Annotated in this window: 9 protein-coding genes and 6 pseudogenes; 8 read left to right on the top strand and 7 right to left on the bottom strand. The window is 57.7% G+C overall.

Annotated elements, in window-relative coordinates:
• Nucleotides 1–80: 80 nt before the first annotated feature.
• Nucleotides 81–663: pseudogene (locus QN222_RS26940) on the bottom strand (IS21 family transposase); the annotation flags it as partial.
• 258 nt (nucleotides 664–921) lie between these two features.
• On the opposite strand from QN222_RS26940, the pseudogene QN222_RS26935 reads away from it, so the two are divergent.
• Nucleotides 922–1,079 (top strand): annotated as a pseudogene (locus QN222_RS26935) (integrase core domain-containing protein); the annotation flags it as partial.
• Nucleotides 1,080–2,144: 1,065 nt separating this feature from the next.
• Nucleotides 2,145–2,509, top strand: a pseudogene (locus QN222_RS26930) (transposase); the annotation flags it as partial.
• 20 nt (nucleotides 2,510–2,529) lie between these two features.
• On the opposite strand, the gene xopAD reads toward QN222_RS26930, so the two are convergent.
• On the bottom strand, nucleotides 2,530–9,129 hold the full coding sequence (gene xopAD / locus QN222_RS26925) for a XopAD/skwp family type III secretion system effector (RefSeq protein ID WP_284005667.1): 6,600 nt from the start codon (nucleotides 9,127–9,129) through the stop codon (nucleotides 2,530–2,532).
• A gap of 1,847 nt (nucleotides 9,130–10,976) precedes the next feature.
• On the opposite strand from xopAD, the gene QN222_RS26920 reads away from it, so the two are divergent.
• A complete protein-coding gene (locus QN222_RS26920) occupies nucleotides 10,977–11,507 on the top strand; it encodes a hypothetical protein (RefSeq protein ID WP_283965928.1) in 531 nt (176 codons plus the stop codon).
• A 103-nt stretch (nucleotides 11,508–11,610) separates the two neighbouring features.
• Here the strand turns inward: QN222_RS26920 and QN222_RS26915 are convergent.
• Nucleotides 11,611–11,895, bottom strand: a pseudogene (locus QN222_RS26915) (helix-turn-helix domain-containing protein); the annotation flags it as partial.
• Between the two features lie 926 nt (nucleotides 11,896–12,821).
• On the opposite strand from QN222_RS26915, the pseudogene QN222_RS26910 reads away from it, so the two are divergent.
• From QN222_RS26910 to QN222_RS26890, 5 genes and pseudogenes are all read left to right on the top strand, one after another.
• Nucleotides 12,822–14,044: pseudogene (locus QN222_RS26910) on the top strand (amidohydrolase family protein).
• Nucleotides 14,045–14,257: 213 nt separating this feature from the next.
• Nucleotides 14,258–14,608 (top strand): annotated as a pseudogene (locus QN222_RS30340) (hypothetical protein); the annotation flags it as partial.
• Between the two features lie 24 nt (nucleotides 14,609–14,632).
• A complete protein-coding gene (locus QN222_RS26900; protein ID WP_283964736.1) occupies nucleotides 14,633–16,012 on the top strand; it encodes a cytochrome B6 in 1,380 nt (459 codons plus the stop codon).
• A 217-nt stretch (nucleotides 16,013–16,229) separates the two neighbouring features.
• Nucleotides 16,230–16,460, top strand: coding sequence for a type II toxin-antitoxin system Y4mF family antitoxin (locus QN222_RS26895; RefSeq protein WP_283964735.1), 231 nt, complete (start codon nucleotides 16,230–16,232; stop codon nucleotides 16,458–16,460).
• Nucleotides 16,457–17,716 carry a type II toxin-antitoxin system HipA family toxin gene (locus QN222_RS26890; protein ID WP_283964734.1) on the top strand — a complete coding sequence of 420 codons (1,260 nt, stop codon included), beginning with the start codon at nucleotides 16,457–16,459 and terminating at the stop codon, nucleotides 17,714–17,716. Before QN222_RS26895 ends, QN222_RS26890 begins: the two co-directional genes overlap by 4 nt.
• Nucleotides 17,717–18,212: 496 nt before the next feature.
• Here QN222_RS26890 and QN222_RS26885 read toward each other — a convergent pair whose 3' ends face one another.
• From QN222_RS26885 to QN222_RS26870, 4 genes are read right to left on the bottom strand one after another with little or no spacing between them, the layout of a single operon-like run.
• Nucleotides 18,213–19,646 carry a radical SAM protein gene (locus tag QN222_RS26885; RefSeq protein WP_283964733.1) on the bottom strand — a complete coding sequence of 478 codons (1,434 nt, stop codon included), beginning with the start codon at nucleotides 19,644–19,646 and terminating at the stop codon, nucleotides 18,213–18,215.
• Nucleotides 19,647–20,939 (bottom strand): glycosyltransferase family 2 protein, encoded by a 1,293-nt coding sequence (locus QN222_RS26880; protein WP_283964732.1) that lies wholly within the window; start codon nucleotides 20,937–20,939, stop codon nucleotides 19,647–19,649.
• Nucleotides 20,926–22,308, bottom strand: a complete 1,383-nt coding sequence (locus QN222_RS26875; protein WP_283964731.1) for a hypothetical protein — start codon at nucleotides 22,306–22,308, stop codon at nucleotides 20,926–20,928. The genes QN222_RS26880 and QN222_RS26875 overlap by 14 nt, the downstream gene beginning before the upstream one ends.
• Nucleotides 22,305–23,318 carry a condensation domain-containing protein gene (locus QN222_RS26870; RefSeq protein ID WP_283964730.1) on the bottom strand — a complete coding sequence of 338 codons (1,014 nt, stop codon included), beginning with the start codon at nucleotides 23,316–23,318 and terminating at the stop codon, nucleotides 22,305–22,307. Before QN222_RS26870 ends, QN222_RS26875 begins: the two co-directional genes overlap by 4 nt.
• Nucleotides 23,319–24,159 lie beyond the last annotated feature (841 nt).

Below are 24,159 nucleotides of genomic sequence, written 5' to 3'. Positions count from 1 at the left end.
GGTCGTTGGCGCTTCAGCTATTTTCGGGGGGACCGATGGCAGCGCCTCACCCGTTTGCACGATAAGTGATGGCGAAGCTGCCAGACCTGCCGGCTGGATTGCCGGACGACGCGTCGGAAGCTGCGGCGCGAATGGCGTAGCGTCATCACGAACAGACGGGGACGACGATACCGGCCGCTCTTGGGATCGATCGTCAGCGCGCCCTCGCCATAGTCGACCTGAGCCTATTGCAGAGGAGGAACTCAAGACGATCAAACTGCTCGGGATCCTTGTGTCGCAACGGGCGCACAAATCGCTTGACGCTCTGGTAGTTGGACGGAAAGCCAAATTGATCGACCAGCTCCTGGTAAATCGGCTGCGCATTGCTCTTCAGGTGGACCTGCTCTTCGATCCACGAGCGATGCGGTTCGCAGGCCGAGCGGACCAGGCTGCTGGTGAGCGTCGCTTCCGACACTCCCAAAGCCGGTGGTCGGGTGGGGGAATTTGCCTCCGTACCGGCCCGCTGCGCCCGGTAACGACGTATCGTTTTGCGATCGACGCCCGTCAGCCATTGAATCTCGCGCTGGCTGTGTTGCGATCGAGTAATGTCAGTATGGTGCTTTGCAGATGTGCCTTCAAGACGTTCAACTCCCGATCCCCTCGCTGTACGAAAGGGGCGAAAATAAACGCCTTACCGGCTACCGCTGTTCAGTGGCATTGCCGGTGATCATCAGGTGATTTTCAAGTGACCATACCCGGGGGATTTTGACCGACCTGCGGGGCTTCCTTCGTTCGTGGCCTGACCGGGATACGGAGAAATAGCTCCGCCGCAGCTGGGCGAATCTCCCCGGCCACGGCATCAGTCAACATCGACGAGACGAGTTTGCCACCGATCAGATAGCTTCCAAGCACCAGCAAACGCGCCGGGCTGCGCCAGACTTCACCAGACCCTATACGCCCAAAACCACCGGCAAGGCTGAGCGGCTTCATCCAGAACAGCCTACGCGAGAGGGCCTATGCCCGCGCCTACACACCTCAGACGAGCGAGCCGCCGAACTGCTGCGACGGCTCACCGCTATAATTGGCATTGGCCTCATGGGCACTATCGGCTCCAGACCGACCGTCAGCCGCTCGGCCCAACCGGTGACAACTGCGATTCCACAGCTAGCTTAGGGCGACGCGAATGTCGTTTGGCCTACCTGAGGGCCCCATAGTCGCCGTGTAGGGCACGCCATTAACGGTGAAATTCGTCTGCGGCCGGGACTGGCTCGGTAGCACGTTCCAGTAGTGCATCCCGCGCATGAGGTTCTCGGTAGCGCGTTGGTTGCCGTGCTCCCAGTCCGCCGGAATATATCGGGCCAGATCCGGGGGTGGAGGCGGCGCATAAGGCATGTACGGCGCTCCAAAGATTGCTCCCTCGGCGGCTTGCTCCCAGTAAGGACTTGGTTGATTCACACTTGGCGCGGGCGAAGGCGCGTCCATTCGACGCCAAAAGCTCGACGAGTTTCCCCAACTGTGAACCGGCGGTTGATTCATTGCATCCACCACAGCCCAAAAGCCGGGCGAATCGTAACTGAGCCTCGGAGAGGCGCCATGCGTCGCCACCTCGGCCGCGTCCCAAAGCTGGTCTTGATCGTAACTCGATACCCTCGAGGGAGATGACTCCCGCACTGGCGACGCAGCTGACTGATGCACCGGCTGGCTGGTGCTGGCCTCCGCTGCACGCGACGTACCCTCTCCAAGACGGTCCCGGTACTTCTTAAGCATGTGCAGTCCCGAGGTGACCTTGTAGTCACCGGGACACAGCGTCTGAGCATAATCCTTCAGCGCATCGTCACTGAGCCCGGAGAGGGATAAGTTGTAACGGCTTTCAAGCCTTTCAGATAGCCTGCGGAGAGCGCTACTGATCTTGCCTACGGTTTCCGATGAGAACCCGCCGCGGATTTGCTTTAGGATGCTGCTTGATCGCTCCTCGCGAGCAGCATTAGCCGCCAACTGGATGAGCTCCTCATCGCCGGAAGCGACTTCATACCGCTTACGAGCACCAGTCGGGATGCCCTCCCGATACCTCTTCAGGTTGGCCATCGCACCGGCCAAATTTCTGTTACCCGGAAAAAGTTCTTTGGCAATGTTCTTTAGCGCATTGTCGTCGAGCTGAGACAGAGAAGAAGCGGCGGCAGATGTGCCCGGTTTATATTGCCGGTCTGATCGGGCCGGGTGATCGCAAGAGCATCGAGCCGATGGCCGAACGCGTTGCGCCCGTGCATTACGATCGCCGGCATCATTTCATCCCGGATGGCATTTGGTATGCCGATCCGCTTGAGGCGGAGTTGGCAGTGCAGGCGGACAAGATTGTCGGGGCTTCAGATGCGTTTCTGGTGATCGACGACACCGGTCTGCCGAAGAAGGGCGACCGTTCCGTCGGGTCGCGCCACAATATGCGTCGATGCTGGGGAAGCGAGCCAATTGTCAGACGTTGGTGTCGCTGACGCTGGCCCGTGACGAGGTTCCCGTCCCGGTAGGTTTGCGGTATCGATCGCCATATGCCTCTCATTGATCTCCAGGCCGCCTCTGGTTCGGGGCGCCCTGGTCGCAAAGATAGGTGTGTAGCGCCCGCACGCATGCATCTGCGTTCTTGTTGTCTCTCTTCTCGCGCGGAACGAGCGTGAGATCGGCTTGGCGATAGTGAGGCGTGCGCTGCGCGACGATTTTGTCAAAGCGCTCCTTTTTGGTGGCCGACTTGCTGAAGCTCCCGGCGGCGGAGCTATCCTCCGCGTTGTCGACTTGCAGCAACGGACGGCTGGTTTCCTTTGCAAGGCGCTTCCATATCTCGTCCCGATTAGTGTCGAGCCAGATCGACACCGCCTTGTCCAGGATCAGGCGCCGGGTTTCCTCGCGCTCGAACGCGCCACCGCCGGTTGCGAGGACAATGGTTCCTTTCTCGATTTGCTCCGCGATCACGCTAGCCTCACGATCCCTGAACCATCCCTCGCCTTTGTCTTTGCTATCGAAGATGTCGCTAATCTTCATACCGGTCTCTGCCTCGATTTTTTTGTCGGAATCGATGAAAGTGAGCCCCAGTCGTCGCGCGAGTGCTGGGCCAATAGAGGATTTACCCGCCCCGGGGAGGCCGACGAGCACGATGGGCCGCGGACCGAGAGCAGCGACAATCTCCTTTGCAATGGCTGACCTCTCTGGCCTTCTTGGTTTTTCGGCCGCTCGCAATGCCGACGCTGTGCTGGCGCCGTCGCTGCCCCAGTGGGGGATGTTCCCGGCGCCATCGGGGATTGTGACCTCCTTGCAGACGTCTCGGGCGCGCTGTGTGAGCTCCTCCGCCTTGCCTTGCTCCAGAGTATCGCCGCTCGCCTGCCTGCGAAGCTTATCCAACTCCTTGTAGGTATCGTGATTGTCAATCTTGGCCTGGCAACTCTCTGGCGTGTGGAACTCCACCTCGAAGCGATAATCGTCCGGGGTGGCGAGCACGGTTTTGATGCCGACGAAGGTCGGATTGCGCATCCTGAACCAGTTGGTCGTGCTGACCTCGGTATAGCCCCGCTCGTCGAACGCCAGCATGGCGGTCTTGAAGGCGCGGGTGAAATCCATGTCGGGGACTTCGAAGACATGGCGGACGGCGTTGTTGATCAGCTGTGCGCCGCCGGATTTGGCGCTCATGCCGGTAAGCTGGTCTTTGATGGAGCTTTCTGATTTCAAGCGATGATCGAGATGGGGCATATTCACCTGGACGTCTGCTTTCCTCAGGGCTCCGGCAACCCAGAGTGCCGTTGCGGTGATTTCCCCCTCTTCGGTCTTGGCGCGGGCAGCCTCCATTTGGGCGCGCTCTGAGGCCTCGTAGCGGGTCAGCGTGACCGCCATGGCGGAATCGTCGGCGGCAGGCTGTCGGCCAGAGGCGGTGGGCACGATCTGCTTCTCCACAGCAAGCTTGGTCGAGGCTTCCATGATTGAAGCCGCCAGCGTGGGATTGTCCTTCAGATCCTCCAGGACCGCATCGGCATCGAACCTGCCCTGGTTGAGGGTCGCCGCCAGTCTCTTGCTGTAGGGCACGGACTTCAGACCTGGCGTCCGTTGTAGGAGCCGCTGAAGCGTTTGGCCCTTCTTCATGAAGAGGCGAGCACCCGTGTCGGATTTATAGGCGTCGGTCCCGACCTTGCTGCCGAGACTAAGGAGATTCTTAGCGCTTTGCAGGAGGTCGTCCGCGTCGTAACCATTCGGGCGGGGATCGATGCGCGCAGGATAGTGGTCCAGCAAGAGCTGGACGCGGTCGCGTGGGTGAGGCGTTGCCGGATAGGTTGCCGCCAGGTCAGGGAAAAGTTCAGAGAGCTCTGGAGTCAACGTCAGGGTTGGGTCGCTCTCGCTTTCAACCCTGTAGGACAGGACCTCTTTCCATGCCTGGAGGTCGGAAACGAGCAGCTCGATGACTTCGCCGGCGACCGGATGGTCTGCGGTCTCGATCTCGTCCCTCGTCCGCTCGAGCTTGTCTTGAATATCCTGGCCACGCACCTGCTCCTGGTTCAACAGGTCATAGATGTCTCGCTTGAGCTCGTGGTGAATGCCTTCGAAGGTACCAAACACGGCGCGCTCGGCAAACCAGTGTCGGGCGTCATGCGATTGAGCCAGAAAGTCTCGCTGCAGGCAGCTATACATTTCCAAGACATCCTGCGTCGCAGCGAGGATTTGGTTGGCACGACTGAATTGGTAGCTCTCGCCCTCAATTGCCGGGGTATGCGACTTTGGCGGCTTGAGTGAGCGCAGGCCGCGCGCTTGCTCGTCCTGATCGAACTTCCGGACATGCTCATAAAGCTGCGGCCGGTCGGCGATGATAATGGCCGTGTCCCCGTCGAAGTCCCCGTCAAGCTTTTTCTGTTCGGTGATCGGAATGGCAACCAACGAGCCCGGGGCGAATAGTTCGGTCGCCTGGAGGATGCCGACGCAGTCGACTGGCGTGTCCTCCGTTACGCGGTCCTTGCGCCTGGTCCAGCTCGAATGGGACTTGACGTCCTCGGCAGACATTACCAGCCCACGGCCTGCGTAGTTGGCCGGCCACATCTCGTCCGGCACCACGATCAGAATTCCTTTGGCAAAGAAAGTCGGATCGTCGGCCGCCAATTCCTCCCCTGACTTCTGGGTGACATTAAAACTATACTGGATGGCCACGCACTGATCCAGGAACGCCGCAGTCGAATCGCCATCACCCGCCGACCTGACTCGTTCGGCTTCGAACGGGCGCAAGTTGGGCTTGTCATAGGGCGACCGCCCGAGCAGCACGCCACCCGTTCCCGTCAAAGTGTCGCTCTTGAGCGTCGGCACATGGAGACAGCCATCATCGGACGGTACGGCGACTGCGCCGGGACCATCGATATGTCCGGCCGTCACGATGCGAAACAGTTCCAGGGACGTCAGCTTTTCCCCTTGCCTGCGCTCAAGCCAGTTCGTGGCCTTCTCGCGCGCCTCATCCGCCACCTGCGCGCTGCGCGGATAATGGTGCAGCGCAGAGGAGGGCAGCGACAATCGCCTTCCCTCACCAAAGGCCTGCACCCGATCGGGGCCGTCCCGGTGGCCGGCCCGGCGGACCGCTGGCATGCGCTCGGCCAGCGAGGCCCTGATGAAGCCGCAGCCGTCATGGGGGCGCAGGGCAATCGGGCCTTGCGGTCCGGTCAGCTCGAAGGGATGCGCCTGGGTGGCAGGGCGGTCCGGCAGCAGCAATAGTTTGAAGGTGCCCTCCAGCGCGTAGTCATGAGGCCCGAGATCTTTGATCGCCGGTGGCGCTGCAAACCCCCTGCGCTGCGTGTAATAATAGGCCTCTTTGAAGGGAGCCCAGGCGCGCGATAGCTGCTCGAACGCGGTGCCTGGGGCGGTGTCGGCATAGGGAATGGCCAGCAGCTTCCCCCCGGAAGACGCGGTTGGCTGCTCGCCTGAAGCACGGGCGGCGATCTGCGACACGGTCGGTTTTGGTGGCTTTAACTTGCTTCCGCCGAACAGGTCCATGCGGTACGGCACACCCCCGACAGTGGGCGCGCGCGCCAACATGAAGGCGCTCGGCCTTGCGGGCAGCTGTACCGCAACCACCGGCAACGCTCCCGAGGTCAGGCGATGAAATATCGAATACCGCGTCTCGGTCTCCGTGGCAGTTCGCCGCCCCTGCATGTCCACCACCGGCAACTGCATCAGTCCCGCTTCCCCCTGTGGCGGTCGAGGCTCGTGATCCATGGTTCGCACCACCTGATGCACGTCGAATACTGATGCAGAATGTTGCGCCTGGATCCTTGCCGCATCCTGAGCCATGAAGGAGTCGAGCACGTCGACCGGACTATCCGCCTCGATCTGCGCGATCAGATTCCAGCTCATGTGGGCAAGATCGCTTTGGATGAGGTCGCGCGCGTGGGCCAGGATCTCCCGGGTCCCACGACGCAGCTCTTGCTGCCTCATCCTCAAATCGGACTTCTTGCCCTCGACATGCGGTCGTCGGTACAGATTCTCCAGACTCGCACGCGCCTTGAGCACCTGATAGATCGACAGCGCGGGACGGCGGGTCGCGAATGGTCCACGGGTCCGCTCCGCATCGCTTGCTGCGCGATGCGCCTCGATCTTCTGCTCCACGACTGATTGCAGATCGTTCAGCAAACCTAGAGCTTGTCTGCGGTGCCAGCGCAGCGGCTTCTGCGAGCTGCGGGCCAGCGGCAGCAGAGCTGCGCACAGATTACCCAGGGATTCGAGGTTGTTCTCGGTGGCAAAGCCAGGGGTGCGGCTCAATTCCGTAAGGCGATTTAGCCCTGCCGATGCGAGCAAACCGAGATCGTCGAACAGCCGGACCTTTGCCAAGGCCTTGAAAATGTTGACGATACTCAGCAGATTGGTCTGCTCCAGGCGATCAGTGGCATAATGAAGATGGTGCGCCATCTGATGGAGCCGATCGCTCAGCAGAGCGGTCTCTGTGATTTGTCCGGTGTCCTGCTCCCTCATGACAGTTCGCCCGAGGGCATGGGCAATCATGCTGAGCTGAGGCGTTGTAAAAGCACCGAAGCGCCGGTCTCCCGTGCCGAGGCCGCGCGCGACATCTATTAGCGCCTGCTGACACTCCACTTCGTCCGGCCACTTGCTGAAACCGTTCACCAGGTTCGTCAAGGCCTGCGGACTAAAACCGGAGAGCTGGCGACGACGCACCGCACCGGCGATTGCGACCGTGGCGTCGCGACAGGCCGCCGCTTCCGGCCACTTGCTGAAACCGTTCACCAGGTTCGCCAACGCCTGCGGTGTAAAAACGGAGAGCTGGCGACGACGCACCTCACCGGCGATTGCGACCGTGGCGTCGCGACAGGCCGCCGCTTCCGGCCACTTGCTGAAACCGTTCACCAGGTTCGTCAGGGCCTGCGGTGTAAAATCGGAGAGCTGGCGACGACGCACCTCACCGGCGATTGCGACCGTGGCCTCGCGACAGTCCGCGACTTCCGGCCACTTGCTGAAACCGTTCACCAGGTTCGCCAGGTCCTGCGGTATAAAATCGGAGATCCGGCGGCGAAGGATCGCACCGGCGATTGCGACCGTGGCGTCGCGACAGTCCGCCGCTTCCGGCCACTTGCTGAAACCGTTCACCAAGTCTGCCAGGGCCATCTGGGAAAAATCGGAGAGCCGGCGGTGAGGGATCTCACCGGCGATTGCGACCGTAGCCTCGCGACAGTCCGCCGCTGCCGGCCACTTGCTGAAACCATTCACCAGGTTCGCCAGGGTCTGCGGTGTAAATTCGAAGAGCCGGCGGCGGGAGATCGCACCGGCGATTGCGAACGTGGCCTCGCGACACATCGCCGCTGCCGGCCACTTGCTGAAGCCGTTCACCAGGTTCGCCAAGTGCTGTGGTGTAAATTCGGAGAGCCGGCGGTGAGGGATCTCACCGGCGATTGCGACCGCGGCCTCGCGACAGTCCGCCGCTGCCGGCCACTTGCTGAAACCATTCATCAGGTTCGCCAGCTCTTGTGGCGTAAAATCGGAGAGCCGGCGGCGGGAGATCGCACTCGCGATTGCGACCGTGGCGTCGCGACAGTCCGCCGCTGCCGGCCACTTGCTGAAGCCGTTCACCAGGTTCGCCAACGCCTGTTGGGAAAACTCGGAGAGCCGGCGGCGAGGGATCTCATCGGCGATTGCGACTGTGGCCTCGCGACACATCGCCGCTTCCGGCCATTTGCTAAAACCGTTCACCAGGTTCGCCAGCTCTTGTGGCGTAAAATCGGAGAGCTGGCGGTGAGGGATTGCACTCGCGATTGCGACCGTGGCGTCGCGACAGGCCGCCGCTTCCGGCCACTTGCTGAAACCGTTCACGAAGTTCGCCAGGTGCTGCGGCGTAAACTCGGAGAGCCGACGGTGAGGGATCTCATCGGCGATTGCGACTGTGGCCTCGCGACACATCGCCGCTTCCGGCCATTTGCTAAAACCGTTCACCAAGTTCGCCAGCTCTTGTGGCCAGAAATCGGAGAGCCGAAGATGACGCACCTCACCGGCGATCGCGATTGTGGCGTCGCGACAGGTGGCCGCTTCCGGCCACTTGCTGAAGCCGTTCACCAGTAGTGCCAGATCTTGACTGTCGGCTGCGTGAAGTATCCCGCGTTCATCGCAACAAAATTCTGCGATCTTGACCGTTCCGTCGCGGCATTCCGCTGCCCTGGGATGCCGACCGAACGATGATGCGAAAAGGGAAAAGGCCCGGCGATCGACTTGCTTCAAGAGCGCTTTGTCAAGCTGCGATACTTGGGTCGCCAGGGCGCGGCAAGCTCTTATGCCGGCTTCGCCTCCGGCTTCCCGGCTCACCGCGTTGCAAGTCGTGGCGTATCCCCATGACGACCGGATATTTGCTTCCATTTGCGCCACAAACCGAGCGTCGAAATGGGCGGCTGCGTTCTGCAAAAATTCTGAAAGCTCCTGCCCCCGCAGATGATTGCCGTAATGCACCACTTTACGTGAGAAAATAATGATGTTGCGAGCTCTGGCGATTTCTCTGAGCGCAGCATTTAGTTCATCTGAACGTCTAAATCTTTCTGGTACGTCACCTGGGCCGGAGACGGGCTGGTCATGCACCGGCGGCGCGGTTCTTTGCGAGCTTTCGGCCGCTCGATTGGCGCGCCAGGGCTCGTCACCCGAGTGCAAGAAGCCTGCATCGCCACTTGGTGCGCCACGGTAAGATCTGTAGGGTCGCTGCGAGCCAGAACCCAGGGCGGCCTCCGCTGGCCGCTCGTGCACGCGCGCCCCTTCTGGTCCGCCCCGCCGATCGGAGACGGATTGGGTGTGCGGCGGGCGCGAGGTTGTTTGCGAGCTCCCAACTGCCGGATCGTCACTACACAATTTCTCATCAGAACGCGAAGAACTGGATTCCGGCAGGGAGCGGAAACGACGAGCGCTTCCACCCATTACGCCCCGCAGCGCAGCGCCAAGGATTCGATGCGCGCCGATGGCTGGATCGGCCAACCGGTGCGCGGTGCTGGATGGGGAAGCGCCTGACTCCTGGGGCTCAGAGCGCATCCGCTCCACAGCAGAATCGAACCGGGTCTCTTCGCCAGCGGCACGCGCCGCTCCTGCGCGAGAACCATCGGCGCCTCCATCTTCGTTGGCACATTCCAACCTGAACGAATTCCCGTGCCCGTCAATGCCTCTCATGATCCACCTCCGATGTAGAGGGAATGGGCTGTTTGCCCTCGCGGATAGCCAGGCCGACTCGGTCCATATAATAACGGTCTTGTCTGACGTAGAGCTGACCGAATGGGGGTGCCGGATCTAGGAAGCGTTGTCGCCGGGCTGATGCTGGTACTTGTATCCAAGTCCTTGGCGCATGCCCAGAGACTGCTCGAGTGCGGATCGCAGAGGCATCATTGCACCCGTCCCGGCTACGGCCGTCTAAAAGCGCGAGTCTCCGGATGTCCACCTTCGCATAGAGCGCGTGATGTCATGGCTGTGTCGGAAGATATGAGCCTCGTGGTTGGTAATGACCGACGCTGGAGATTTCCTCAATCAGGAAATGGGTCTCGCCCTGTTGGTCGATAGTTTTTTCGGATTGCTGGCTTACTTTGCGCTGTCGAGGCTCACTGGCCGCGGTAGACCGTCCAAGAACAAATCAACAATCGAACGCCAATTCAGGGTAACCGGTGTTCCACCCCCACGTTGTCCTCTTCGCCCTAATCTGTGATCGGCTTTCCATGGACTAGCGAAGGGAGTTTCTCCATGGAGAGTACATTGGAGGTTCTCACGACCAGGAGGTCTGGACGTGAGGTTCACCGGCACTGGCCGGACGAGGTGAAGGCGCAGATCGTATCAGAGAGTCTTCGGCCCGGTGCGATGCCGACGGCTAGCGATCTGCCAGGCGCTTCAGCGCCGAACTGCGCTTGGACGAAGCTTCCCTTACCGTAGCCTCCGTTTTCGAACTTGCCTTAGCGGCACCCTTGTGCGTGACAACCTCCATGAAACGGCCTGTGGCAGCTTCACGCTTAACCCACCCGCCCTTTACTGGCGTTGTCTCAGATCTCTTCTTCATGGTTCTAATCACGATTACACCTCTGATTTATATGCGGCGTTTCCTTGATCTGCGCAAGGTCGCGATGAGTGCCTGCGCCATTTATCCCGTTTTGCTCTTCGATTGCAGGTTTCGCTGACTCATACTACCGATGGTGCGGCAAACGATCGGGGCGCGCGTCTGTATGATCGAGAATGACCTTCTTACTATCCTACATATCAGCGATTTTCACTTCACCCGGCGTCGCCAGAGAGATCAAGAGATCGTCGTCAGCGCCCTTATAGAAGATCTAAAGATGGCGATCGAGTTATGTTGAAATTTGTTGTGAGGAAGGATTTGAACCTGCGGTCTTGAAGGAAATGAACTGCGGACGAGGATAACCTCTCGCGCGTCTGAGCTATTCGGGAATTGCTTCTCCATTAAGGATTTCTTGATGTGGGGCGGACTAACCCATAACGTGTAGTAATGTTGTATAGAAGTAGAGTCCAGATTGAGTCGTTCCACTAGCCGCCGCCTCACCTTGGAAGCGATTTCGCTCCTTGTCGGTATCATCGGCACTCTCGTTGCACTTACCACTCCCATCGGCACTTATGTTTGGTCGTATTTCAGCTCCCAAAGCGCATCGCTAAGCGGGGCGGTAGTCTATGCGGACGGAGATGGCGTTCAGTTCTCTTTGACCAATGATGGGAACCAGACGGCTTCGATCGTTCAGGCCGCGGTCACGGGAAAATTTCCTGATGATCGCTGTCGACCCAATCTCGAAATCGAAAGCTGGCTCGACCCTGAGACGTTCGCATCGGTGATCGAGCCAGCCAAGACACAGAGCTATCGAGCGAAATTTCCCGCGCATCCAGACCTGTACGTCACCAGTTTTGCCAGCGACGTATTGGTCGATCCCAAGATGACATCGACACTTGCAACGTATCGCAACTGCACGCTGAAGGTGCACTATGTCGACCATCACAAAAGCTTGCGGCAAGTTTCCTTTCCGTTTGCCTGTATTGCCCAGGTTTCCTGCTGACAGCTTCAGGTCAGCATCGTACACGTCCCGGCTGGCGCGCATCAGTTCGACGTAAAACAGGCCTTGCGTCATCGTGGCGGCCGGATGTCGCGCAAGAAATGGTCAGCGCGGTGTAGCCGCCGGAATAGCCGAGATCCTTGATCTCGCGGAAAAGCCGCCGCGCTGTCAGGCCGGGATAGGTCTGCACGCGATCGCGAAGATGGGCCGCGAACGGGTCGATCACCGTCGCTCTTGGCTTACGCGGTCCATAGACCGGAGCCTCCAGCCCGCGCTCGATGTACTTGCGCACCGTCTTGCGATCGATACCAGCCTGCCTGGCGATCGCTGTCACCGACAGACCTTGCCGATGTAGATCCAGGATCATCATCATCTCCCGCAGCTTGATCACCGAAATCCCCGTTCCGACCATCGGAAGCAGTATCGGTCACGGCGCAAACTGAGGGAGATTCAAACGGCAGGGACCTGTTCGTCCGCCAACGAACGCAGCTCATCAACGCACTGTGCGCCCGTCTGGCCGAGCATGGGGTCATCGCTCCGCAGGGAATTGCCAATTTGCCTTTGCTCACGCAGATAATCGAGAAAGACAACGCCGGACTCGAACACGTCCGAAGTGTTCGACGAAAGCCTTGCATGAACGGGGGCATCTATACATGTTCCGGTATCGACACCGCTTTGGCACAGCGATGCCGTCAGGGGCGTCCACCCGATCAACCTCCTGAAAGCTCACCACCTAAAGCGCCGACAGTCGCTTCGGGACGATCAAGCAGGACGCGACACTGTCGGCTTCTGGGTCGCCACACCGTGGCGTTCGGCCAGTTGTTAGTGCGCCTCACTCAAAACCTTGCAACAAAACCTTGAAGGCAAGCTCTGCGCAGTTGGCACGACTTTTGAGTTCACTCGTGACGTGGCCCGAAGAAGGAGGGGCAAACATCGGATGACCGAATTACCGCATTCTCGAACTACGGAGTGGTTCCGCTAACGTTGTCCGGACATGACTGATGTCGATCGTCGGCCGACGCTTGATGCCCCGATGATGATGATTCCTGTCTCCGGCTAGGAAACGTCGATGCTTCCATGGTGCGGAGGCTGAAACTGCGAATCGCCTGTTTGTCATAGCCGCTGACATTCCGAGGCCTTTAGGGGAGCCGGTATCATGTTTTCGACATCTGGAGGGACGCGCGCGCCAGCGGGCTACGAGTAACCGGCAACGCATGTATCGCGAGCGTGGCGTCATTGACCGAGGCGGCGAAGGATATTTCAGGGGCGTTCCAGAAACGGTCGCTCCATCCAGCACCAGAACCATAGGAGCGTGTGATTTCAGCGATCATTATTCGTAACGCTGCCATCGTGGATGGCACCGCGGACCGTCCCGCGGATCCGGTCGATGTTCTGCTGGCGGATGGATTCGTTGCCGAAGTCGGAGAGCGCGTGAAGGCACCGGCGGGCGCCTATATTTTCGATGCGAAGAGGCGCATCGTCTTACCAGGACTGATCGATTGCCATGTGCATGTCGTCGCCGCGAAAGGAAACCTCGCCGCCAACGCTGCGCTGCCAAACACGCTCGCCGCGCTCTATGCCGCGAACACCATGCGCGGGATGCTGAGCCGTGGCTTTACGACTGTCCGGGACCTGGGCGGCGCTGATCACGCGCTGGTGGACGCTGTCGAACGCGGTCTTATCGAGGGTCCACGCCTCGTCATTTGCGGAAAGACGCTCTCTCCGACGGGCGGCCACGCCGATTATCGGGACCGGCACAATCGGCACCCTGCAGATTACTATCCTGACCAGTTGGGTGCGCTCGGTCGCATTTGTGACGGCGAAGCGGACGTGCGACAGGCGGCCAGAGAGGAGCTGAAGGCCGGGGCGCGCTTCATCAAGGTCATGGCCAGCGGCGGTGTGTCCTCGCCGACCGACCCTGTAGATGCGCTCGCCTTCAGCCTTCCCGAACTGCAGGCGGCGGTCCAGGAAGCGGCGCACCAGCACACTTATGTGGCCGCTCATCTCTACACCGACGAAGCGATTTCCCGGGCGCTAGAAGCCGGGGTGCGGTCGATCGAGCACGGCAACCTCATTACCCCGGCGACCGCCAAGCGGATACGCAAGGCGGGCGCAGTTGTGGTTCCCACTAACATCACGTACGCGGTGCTGGCGCGCGAGGGCGCCGAACATGGGATACCGCCAGCTTCGCTCGAAAAGATCGATTTCGTCCTGTCTGCGGGCCTCACGGCATTGGAGACCTTGTGGGAGGCTGGAGTAACAATGGGATACGGCTCGGACCTGCTGGGCGGTATGCACGAGCAACGCGAGAATTTGAGCTGCGCGGGCGGGTTCTGCCGGCACATGAGGTGATCCGCGCTGCCACGCTGGATGCCGCCCGAGTCCTGCAGTTGGAGGGCAGGGTCGGCATCATCACACCTGGGGCATTCGGAGACGTGGTCGTGGTCGACGGTGATCCGCTGAAGGATCTGTCGATCCTCTCCGATACCGGGCGCATCCGCACAATCATCAAAGGTGGCCGTGTTGTGAAAGACAGCTAACTGCCGCCACGCTGCCCGAAGAATCTAAGTCGCGGCTGGGGGAGCTCACTCAGGGTCAGTTGATAGTACTGTGGACTGTCAGGGCGCCAGCTTGCAACTGCTTCTGCCGCGCGTGGGATGAATATCCCCAGCAAATAACTCGGCGGCCAATATGTGCGCCATATAGCCCGTTTCGGCACTGACTAGAACAGCAATGCTGACTGCAGCCTTCGAATGACAGTCTGGTTTTGTCGAGTGCGTGACACGCGGATGTTCGTTAGCGTCCAGTTGCGCTCTCGTTCAAGCGGCTGGATAAGTATAAGACAACAATCTCTGATCCATTTTCCTGCTCTGTTGGCACAAGTTTTGAACGTCACGCATCAGCGGCGGATGAAGCTGCCGTCCTGCATCGTGGTGAAAACGCGATCGGAGAACGAAAGCGAAGGCAAAATGTCAGGTCTGCGACAGATCGCATTCTATTGGAAGAGAGGCATAGGAACATTCACCGCCTCGGTAAAGACGGCCCATACGCTTGCCAATCTCGGTCGGAAGATTTTGATCCTGGGCTGCGACCTAAAGGCGCACACGGCCCGGCTTAGGTCGCTTTTTCTGATCGGTGTGGCGATCGCATTTGCAGTCTCCGCGCATGCTTTTGCGACTGCGTCTGACCCGCTGCCCGCTGATCTGATCTATCGAACCTTTCCGAGCCTCCCCTTTTCCGAAGTGAAGCAATTCGACGAACGTGCGAAGCCGCGCGTCATGGAGCGTCAGAGGCGCCTGCTTGAGGAGCGATATGACCTTTCTGACCGTCCCGTGCAAGGTGTGGTGATGTCCGGTCGTCGGAAGGCGGTTCAGGCTGGCGTTCGCGTCAAACTTCCGAAAGGTGTAAGCTGGGGCGCTTTGGCCGAGAAGAGCCCTGACGAGATCAGAGAGCAGGGACTACTGCCGGCCGGCTTTATGCCGCTGCCGCATGTAAAGCACGCAATTGGCGGTCAAGTCTTTCCTGAGGTGCAGATTAATGAAATGGGCCGCCAGGAAGGCAGGGATCTCAGGCGTTTCGATGTCGACTTCGACCTCCCCGATCACCTGACGCCGGAGTTCCCGCCGCCAATCTTTCTAACCTCGCACCCGGAACTCGGTGATGTTTCGCGGGGCGAGCTTCTGACGATCCGGAACTTCAATGAGACCATGAGCGGCATCATCACGCCGGTGCAGATGGACGGGCTTCGACTTCTGCTAACCCCGTTTCCGCAAGAAGAGTTCAACGAAACCGAGGACCGCAAAGCTGCCGAAGAGAGCCTGGGCGTCGCCTGCCTGGACTGCCATTCGAACTTCCATACGAACGCCGCCTTCCACCTGACCCCCGACGTCCGGCCACAGGCGCAGCGGTTTCGCCTCGAGACGACCAGCCTGCGCGGGCTGTTCAATCAGCAGATTCATGGTTCGAAACGGTCGCTGCGGTCGATCGAAGACTTTACTGAGTTCGAGCAGCGCACCGCCTACTTCAACGGCGACCATGTGAGCGCCGCTAGAAAGGGCGTGAACCTACTCGATCGTGCGAGCCAGGTTTCAATGATGGCTCAGATGCAGAACATGATCGACTTCCCGCCCGCGCCCAAGCTCGACGTGTCCGGACGCCTCGATCCAAGCCGGGCGAGCGAGAAGGAATTGGAGGGCGAACGGGTGTTTATGGGCAAGGGTGGCTGCGCCCTTTGCCACGTCCCGCAGACTGCCTTCATGGACAACATGCACGACCTCAAGCTCGAGCGCTTCTATAAGACCGGCCAGAGCGCCAACGATCTCGTGATGTTACCGGATGGCCCGATCAAGACCTTCACACTGCGCGGTATCAAGGACTCGCCACCCTATTTGCACGATGGGCGGCTGATGACACTCGCCGACACGGTCGAGTTCTTTAATCTGGTTCTGGGAACAAAGCTAATGCAGCAAGAAAAGGATGCGCTGGTTGCCTATCTGCTTGCCCTGTGACGGAACAGACATGCCCGCTACCGAGAAAGCCGTGCGTTTTCATAGTGGCCGGTTTCACCACCAGTTATGATCGGTGCGGTCGTTTCGCCCAGGCATTCGGCGAACGAGGACGTTGGATCGGAATCCAACGCCCCAAGTCCTTAGAATTTACCGTTCGGGATATTCCCGACGAAATATCCGCTTCAACCCGTAATATTTCCCGATTGGGAAAATTGTCGTGTCAAAACAAGTCGGAAGTCCAGCCGATATCGGCGCCGTGGTTCGAAGTGAGCGCAAGCAGCAAAACTTGCGGCAGGATGAGCTTGCCGGTGTTACTGGCGTAGGCCTTCGGTTTATTGTCGAGCTCGAAGCAGGCAAGCCCACAGCCCAACTCGGGAAAGTTTTGCATGTTCTTCAGACACTCGGCTGCGCCGTTGAAATCCTGACCCGTGGCGAGCGCAGGCGATGACGACCAAAGTGCTCAATGTCTGGTGGGACGGCCGCATAGTCGGTCGATTTGCCCAGGACGGGCACGGCGATATCAGCTTTGATTACGCGCAAGCGTGGCTTGAGGACGATAGCGCGCTCGCGTTGTCCGCTTCCCTTCCGAAACGAGCAGAGTGTTTCACACGTCAAGAGTGCCGTCCGTTTTTCGGCGGGCTGCTTCCAGAAGAAAGCCAGCGAGAAGCAGCAGCACAAGCATTGGGCGTTTCTCCCGCCAACGACTACGCGCTTCTTGATCGCTTGGGCGGCGACGTCGCTGGCGCGTTGCAACTGTTGACGGAAGGCCAGGAGCTCGCGGAAGCGAGGTCGACGGACCACCAGCCTGCGCCTTTGGACGATGCGGGGATCGTCCGCGTGCTCGAGGCGCTTCCGGTGCGGCCGCTATTGGCGGGCGAGGGAGGATTGCGACTGTCGTTGGCTGGCTCCCAATCGAAAGTGCCGGTGGTTCTTGTTAATGGCCACATCGCGCTTCCTCTGGCTGGTCATGCTACCACGCACATCGTGAAGCCGCCGATCGCACGCTTTAAGGCAACGACCGAAAATGAAGCCTTCGCAATGAGACTTGCGGCCGATATCGGCCTTGATGTCGCGCCCGTTGAACCAAGGTCCGTGCAGGGACGTTCGTTCCTCCTCGTCGCGAGGTATGACCGCCTACGGGCTGCCAGTGGCGTGGTTCACCGAATCCATCAAGAGGACTTCTGTCAGGCGCTCGGCGTGCCACCGGAAACAAAATATGCAAACGAGGGTGGACCGACCTTCAAAGAATGCTTCGAGCTGTTGCGACGGGTTTCAGCGAGGCCGGCCGGTGATGTTCTGAAACTGCTCGACGCAGCGATTTTCAACGTGATCATCGGGAATGCCGATGCTCACGGCAAGAATTTCTCTATTCTTTATGACGAGCAGGGGCCGAGACTCGCTCCGTTATACGACGTGCTTTCGACGGTGGCCTTTCCGGAACTATCGCCCAACATGGCAATGCGGATGGGCAAGAGTGCAACGCTGACCGAAATGGATGCTGACAGCTGGCAAGCATTTGCAAGCGAGGTGGGAGTTGGCTTTCCGCTGCTGCGCCGTCGTATTGGAGAGCTATGCGATGGTATGGCGGAACGTGCTGTAAATGTCGCAGAAGCACTTGTTGACTCATCTACCGATCCGACAGCAGTTCTCAGCGTCGCCGAATTGGTGACTAGCCGAGCCACGCTTGCAAGATTGACCTGTTAGAACACTCGAGCCATCGCAGCACTGACTGCAATGTCCCGTGCCCGACATCCTGCAACTCCACGCTGAGGCAGTGCGGGATCTTGCGCGGTCCAAACTTGAGAGGCGAAACCTAAGTGAGGTGCGCTGCTACTGGATCGCTCGCGGGTGACGCCTGCGTTGGCGCTTCATCTCCTGCGCACCTGCCATGGGACGTCATTACATTTTCCGGCAGGGGACAGAAAAGGCGTAAGCCTTCGCGCCCGTCGCCCATCTTGTCCGGCGTCAGGTGATAGTGCGCTCGATCGCGACGGCCAAGCGCGTGCGAGAGGCGCGCGCCTTCGTGGGTTCCATTAACATCTCGTACGCGTCTTGGCCCGCGAGGGTATCGCACATGAATACCGGCGACTTCGCTCCAAAAACCAATTCGTCTTGTTTACAGGTCTTGCGGGCATTGGAGACTTTCGGGAGGCCAGCGGCGCGCTCAACGGGTCGTCTATGTTGTCGGCCATGAAGAACCCTAGAAGAGCGATGGCGCAAACTGCGTGTTGATAATCGCTTCGACCAACGTGACGCCATTGGGGGTCAGCGTCACCACATCGCGTTCAATGACAACCAGCGACTTTTCAATTAGCTCTCTCAACGTGCAATTGATGATCTCGTTGTCAAAAAAGCTTCTTCCAAAGCGTTGCCTGAACACGGCATCATCGACCGGAATGAGCGTCGAGAGCGCCATTTTAAATGCGCTAATTTCCCGGTGAACAGGCGACATGCCACGGCTGTCCTGGATCGGAAGACGATCTTCACGCAAAGCGTCCCTGTAAGCTCTATAACCGGTGATATTGATCGCTTCAGCTTTCGTGCATTTCGAGCTACCGCCGAGGCCGACAGCTACCTCGGGAAACTGTTTATCCAGGTCGGTAACCAGGCTTTTCCATTTTTCCGGTCGATGATCGTGTCGATAAAAATACATAGTAGGGTGTTCACGATAGGCGCTACCCAAATATTCTTCGATTAGCTCGCGCATTTGATATTGTTTTCCCAGGCCCGGAAAGCACATGCTATCGACATGATCCAGTCCTGTTCTCTGCCACACACTTCGACGCTCCCCGGAGATGCCAGTACGGGTTTTCATGAACTCTTCCAGATGCAGTTTGGTGCAGACCACATGGGAAAGTTCCAGTTCGCGGGTTTTCTCCATGTCGTATCTCACAGCGTCTACGCTTTGTCCCAGCATGCCGTAGATGAGATCGACACTGACCCAGTCAATACCCAGTTCCCGGGCGTTGTATACAGCTTCAACACAATCGTTTGCGGAATGCATACGTCCACAAGCAGAAATGATTCGATCGTCAAAAGACTGAGCGCCAAAACTTACTTTTGTGAAACCAAGCTCTCGCAATAGCGACAGATACGATTTTGTCAGTGTGCCAGGTTCGCCTTCGAACCGCATTGTGGTCGTGGAGAGATTGAAATTGGCTTTGTAAAACGCCATTAATCTACGCAGTTCCGATTCAGGCAGCAGCGATGGGGTGCCACCAAAAATATTGAACTCCCCAACTTCAACATCGGCAAGGCTCGGCACCTTTGCCAGCCACAGCGTCGCTTCTTTAATATTCAGATCAACCAGCTCTTTCAGGACTGCCTGCGAAGACGCTGAATGAGGATTGAGAATGACCGTCGGAAACTGGCAAAAATGGCAGCGGTAACGGCAACTGGGAATGTATGCCCACAAATGGATTTGCTGCGCTTTTGTAATTTCGCTTTCCATGTCTGAAAAAAAGGATGCTAGGGGATAATTTTCTATATCTCCGGGGAAAACATGACAGCCAAACGGATCCTTATAGACGTAGTTCAGAAAAACGTAGTTTTCCGATCTGGAAAGGAATTCGGAGACTAGAGGGACTGGATACCTAGGATCCAGATCGCGTAAAGACGCCATTGCTTCGTTCATTTAGAATACCCCTCCGTTCGCAAAATAATTATGTGCCTCGCCAGATTCACGATCTTCACAGAAGTACCAAACAAAGCGTTTGAACTCCTCGGGACTGACGTTGTCAAAGCAGGCGGGCAATGGGGGAGGAAAACCGATGTCATCGCCGACTGTACGCCGCAGCGCGGCAAATATCTCGTCGCGAAACTCAAAATATAATCGATAGGAGGGAGTCTTATAGGTATGAATGGCCCTGAAATCGATAATACGCATTTCGTTTTTGATTTCCTGGATGCGCTGGTGCAGTCTGTCGGCCACTTGTTCGGTGAAGAAATCCCTGACCGCCACTTTCTTCATCAAAAGTCGTGGGTTCAATAATACGGGCAAGATGATATTTTTAGGAACGTAGTCCTTTATCGAGTAAAACCAAGCTTGCTTAGATTGATCGTCTGTCGTGTCAGGCGGAGCTTTCTTCTGCATTACGTCGGGACGCACATCCTTCATGATAATCACGCCGTCCCGGCCGTAGGCCGCCCCCGTGATGACCTCATCAAGAATTGTATCAACGCGTCGGCTATTGATCTGTACGCAAGACTCTGGTGCGTAGACGGGCTTGCCGCCGTAGGCAATTACTTTAATACCGAAATCCCAGTCGTCCGATAAATGTTCAACGAAGCGACCATTATTCAACTGATAGAAAATCTCGATTCCGCCCACTCTATCATAGAATTCCCGCTCTACAGCAAATCCTTTACCATCAGGAAAGCCGCCAAATAGGTTAAATGAAAAATCACGGCAGCGTAATGTCTTCTGTATTTCTCTGAATAGGTTAGGGCGATGATGAAAACACTTTTCATCATAGTAGTAATTACAGGTTCCCAGGCCCCCATCCTCTTTCATCATTTTATCGATGAGATGATGGAGCCAATAAGGGCTAACCGTGCAGTCAGCATCGGCAGAAACAATATAGTGTTTGTTTCTTTCTCCTGATCGGCTATCTCTAACTTTCGCTCTCAAGGAGGCGTAATCCATGCCACGCTTTCTGGCGGATGAAACGCCCTGAACGCTTTCCCTAATAACATAGATGTCTATAGAAGGGTGTTTGGCTTTGAAGTCATTGACTGCAGCTACAGAATTGTCCGTCGAATTGTTATCGACAACTATCAGTTCATAACTGTCGTAAGTAATCAATTCTCCATGCGTACGCTGATAATAAATTGATTCCAGGACTTCGTTTAAACGGTCACCTTCGTTAAAAACCGGCAGCACAACTGATACGAAAGTGGTGTCACGCATAACGTCAATCACAATCATTCAAATTCAACACGTCAAAGACGTTGTTGGAAAGAACGCGCTTCCCCCTTTTAAAATTCCTTTCAGCGACGGCCTTCATCAATTGTTTGTCTGAGAGAAGACGAAATACCTCATCGATAAATCGTATGCCGGGCAACCCGTCATTAGTGCTGGAGATTTCCAATACCGGGGCCTCAAATCCATGCCGGCCATAAACCTCGTCGTAATATTCATAGCTAGTGGTGATATAACAACGCTTTTGGCTAATTGCCTCGCCAATGGGGTTGCCATAACTGTCGTAGTCATAGGAGGTGAGGAATGAAACTAGATCGCATGAGTAATAAAGGTCCTCTATCGTGAACAAATTTCTCGTAGAAGGCATTAAGTCGTGATACAAAGGTCCGACAAACTCGATATACTGTGATATACCTAGCGCTTGTGCCGACCGAACAAGCTCTAGGTAATGAGGGTAATTTTCATGTTTATCTCCGGCAACCACGAGGATCGCGGAAGTGCTTTCACCGAGTTCACGGAAGCGTTGATTTAATTGTTGAACCAACACAATATCCCGGTCTATTCGTTTTTGAGGTATCAGACGCGTTGTTCTTGCGATCAGGATATCGTGTCTCCCAATATGTAATAACTCTCTAACGGCGCTATGGTTATGCCGCTCTGAAAAGTCATAGGTATTTTTCCTGACTTTAACCTCCACCTCAAAGTTGCACCAAGTTTCCAGTTCATTTCGTAGTTTTTCGTTCAAGGTAACATAGGTGATGTACTGCGATTTTGCGGGTTTAATCGCATGGGGATACGGTGGTACGCCATATTTCATCACCTTTTTCTCGCTACTCCACATCAGGTCGTGGTCGCGCCAGATGACGAAACTCCCCAGATTCAGAGCCTGTCCGTACTGCTCGATTGCCAGCCGAAGTGCTCGGGAATATACGATATTTTCAGGCAGCGTCCCGTTTTCAACAATAACTTTGCTGACGTTCAGACGTTTCCACAGGGCCACGATTTTAAGCGCTACTCCCGCGGCAACCTGATCCACTGATGCAAGTATTGCGGCCTTGGCATCATGTGATACGGCAAGTGTCGGGTCAAGCAGCACTCTATTTACGTTTTTTATAAATTCTGGAGTATAGTTAGGTACAGTAGTGATATCTACGCGCACTAGCTCAAAATGATTGTGGTATAGACAAGTCTCGTTCACATAGGGTTTTCCGAAGTTTCCCTTGCTTATGTTTATATCGTAACCTAGGTCCAGGTAACATCTGAATCCGTTTTCTTTGAGTTTCTTCGCGACCTTCGTTGCTTCAACAGTGATGCCTGACACTGACACAGCATCGAATGAAATGAACATCGCAGCTTTCAAGCCGGCGGCGATCATAATGATTGGTGCCCAGCCAGGGTCAGTCTGCCGCCGCCCGACTCCTCCGCAGCGGCGCTGATCCGGTAGTCCGCTAAACTGACTTCGTTGAGATAGCCGTCCACGGCAGTTCGCGCGAGTGCCGTGCCGGGGTGGCGGAAACTCATACAAATGCCCTCGTACGGATCGGCACTGCGACTGATCAGAAAACGCGTCCGCCAACGCGCCCGGCATTGGGAGCCGGGGACCCTCCGATGGTCCAAATTGGTCACGATGAGGCGGTTGCGCAAAGGCGTGCCGTGCAGTTCCACCGCCTTGGAACACGGCAGCCGGGCAGTTTCCTTGGCCCGCTTCAGTTCGAACCTGGCGGTGCGTAGTAGCTCTGGGAAAGGGTCGGATACTGGGAAGCTCACAGGGCTCAGCCCCACGTACCACCCGACCGAGCCCCTCCACCGCGGGTCGTGCCGGGTATGGAATGGCGCGACGGTGTTGAATTGGCTTTGATTGGCCGGCGCTTTCCTGGCGAACGCCAGACGCGCGAAGACGTCGGCCACGGTATTTCCGCCCTTAGGTCGGCATGCCCGATCGACCTTTCGTGCGGTGGCCGAGTCGAATAGTCGAATCCGTCCGTTGCGCTGCGCCGCGCTTTTCGGCGCACCGATTGCTATGTTGAAATCGGGCAGTTGACTGGCGTGCGCCGCGATCAACTCGCGCCGGTCGCCAATTGCGGGGTGGTTGGCGGTCAGGCCGGTCTGCCGAGCCCATCCGGACTCAGCGTAGTCCAGATGGCCGTACGCCGAGCCAAGCTGTGGCGCCACTCCGCGGATCGCGGCGGTGTAAAGGTCGGTAAGCTTGTGCGGGACCGACGCCATTGAATGGCCGTCGGTGACCGTGTGATCGGAGGCGAGCACCACTCTGGTCGATCCGGTCCGGCTGACGGTGACGAACACGCACGCCGGCCCGCGCAGGTCGAGGTCGCCCAGCTTCCTGATCCCCATAAGCGCTCCTTTCTGCAAATGGGTCGTGGTCATTCCGCCCATCGCGATGTCACCCACGACGCGAGTATCGGGTCGGCAGGTCGTGCCGCCTCGCGTCATGGATGTTCAAAAGTCGTGCCAACTGGGCAGGGAAAGCTCAGAAACAATTGCGGCAGCGCGAAAGGAAGCCAACCGAAGCACTACCTCTTCGCGGATTCCATGCAACCCAACAGTGGGTGCAGGTTGCTTGCCTTGGTCGAGCTCCCGGGCGCAGTCTGCGTTGCGAAATCTCGTCACAAACGTTCGCTGGTCGCCGGCGCATAGGGCCGCGGCAATTCGGCAGAAGCCGCTTGGCCGGCCGTCGGAAGCCCTGGTAAGTGATGGTCCGTCCCTGGCGCCAACTTTCGATCCCGTTGTTTCCTGCACGCAATGTATCCAGGGCCGTCTGTTTCGACCTCCATAGAGGGAAGCTGGAAGCGCAGCTTAGGGCCAGATCGCGTCCACTTCGACCGTTTCTCGGAGAAACCTGACCATCTCATTGAGTATATGGAGCTGGCGATTGCCAATCGCGGAGAGAGCGAGGCTAGGAGGACAGAGGCAACTGTCGCTTTGGTTCTGCCGGTGCTGAACGCGCGATAGACCTGGTCGAGATCGGCTTTCTCCACTGCGCGACCTTCGTGGCGGATTTGGCGTGACCGGACTGCGGAGCAGAGGCCGTGATCATTGCGCCTTTCCTCAGCGAGTTCGTAATTCACAGTGGGAACCATGACTAGCGAGCTTGATGTCCGTTTACCTGCATTTCGAAGCTCGTTGATCCTGCTGTCGGTCGTCACTAACCGAGGGTCATTCTAAAGCAATAGCATCCGACAGCTTCTGTCGGCTTTGTCGGATGAGC

This window comes from Sinorhizobium sp. 6-70 (genome assembly GCF_030124375.1).
In the GTDB taxonomy this organism is placed as follows: Bacteria; Pseudomonadota; Alphaproteobacteria; order Rhizobiales; family Rhizobiaceae; genus Sinorhizobium.
This window is presented reverse-complemented; position numbering and strand designations above follow the sequence as displayed.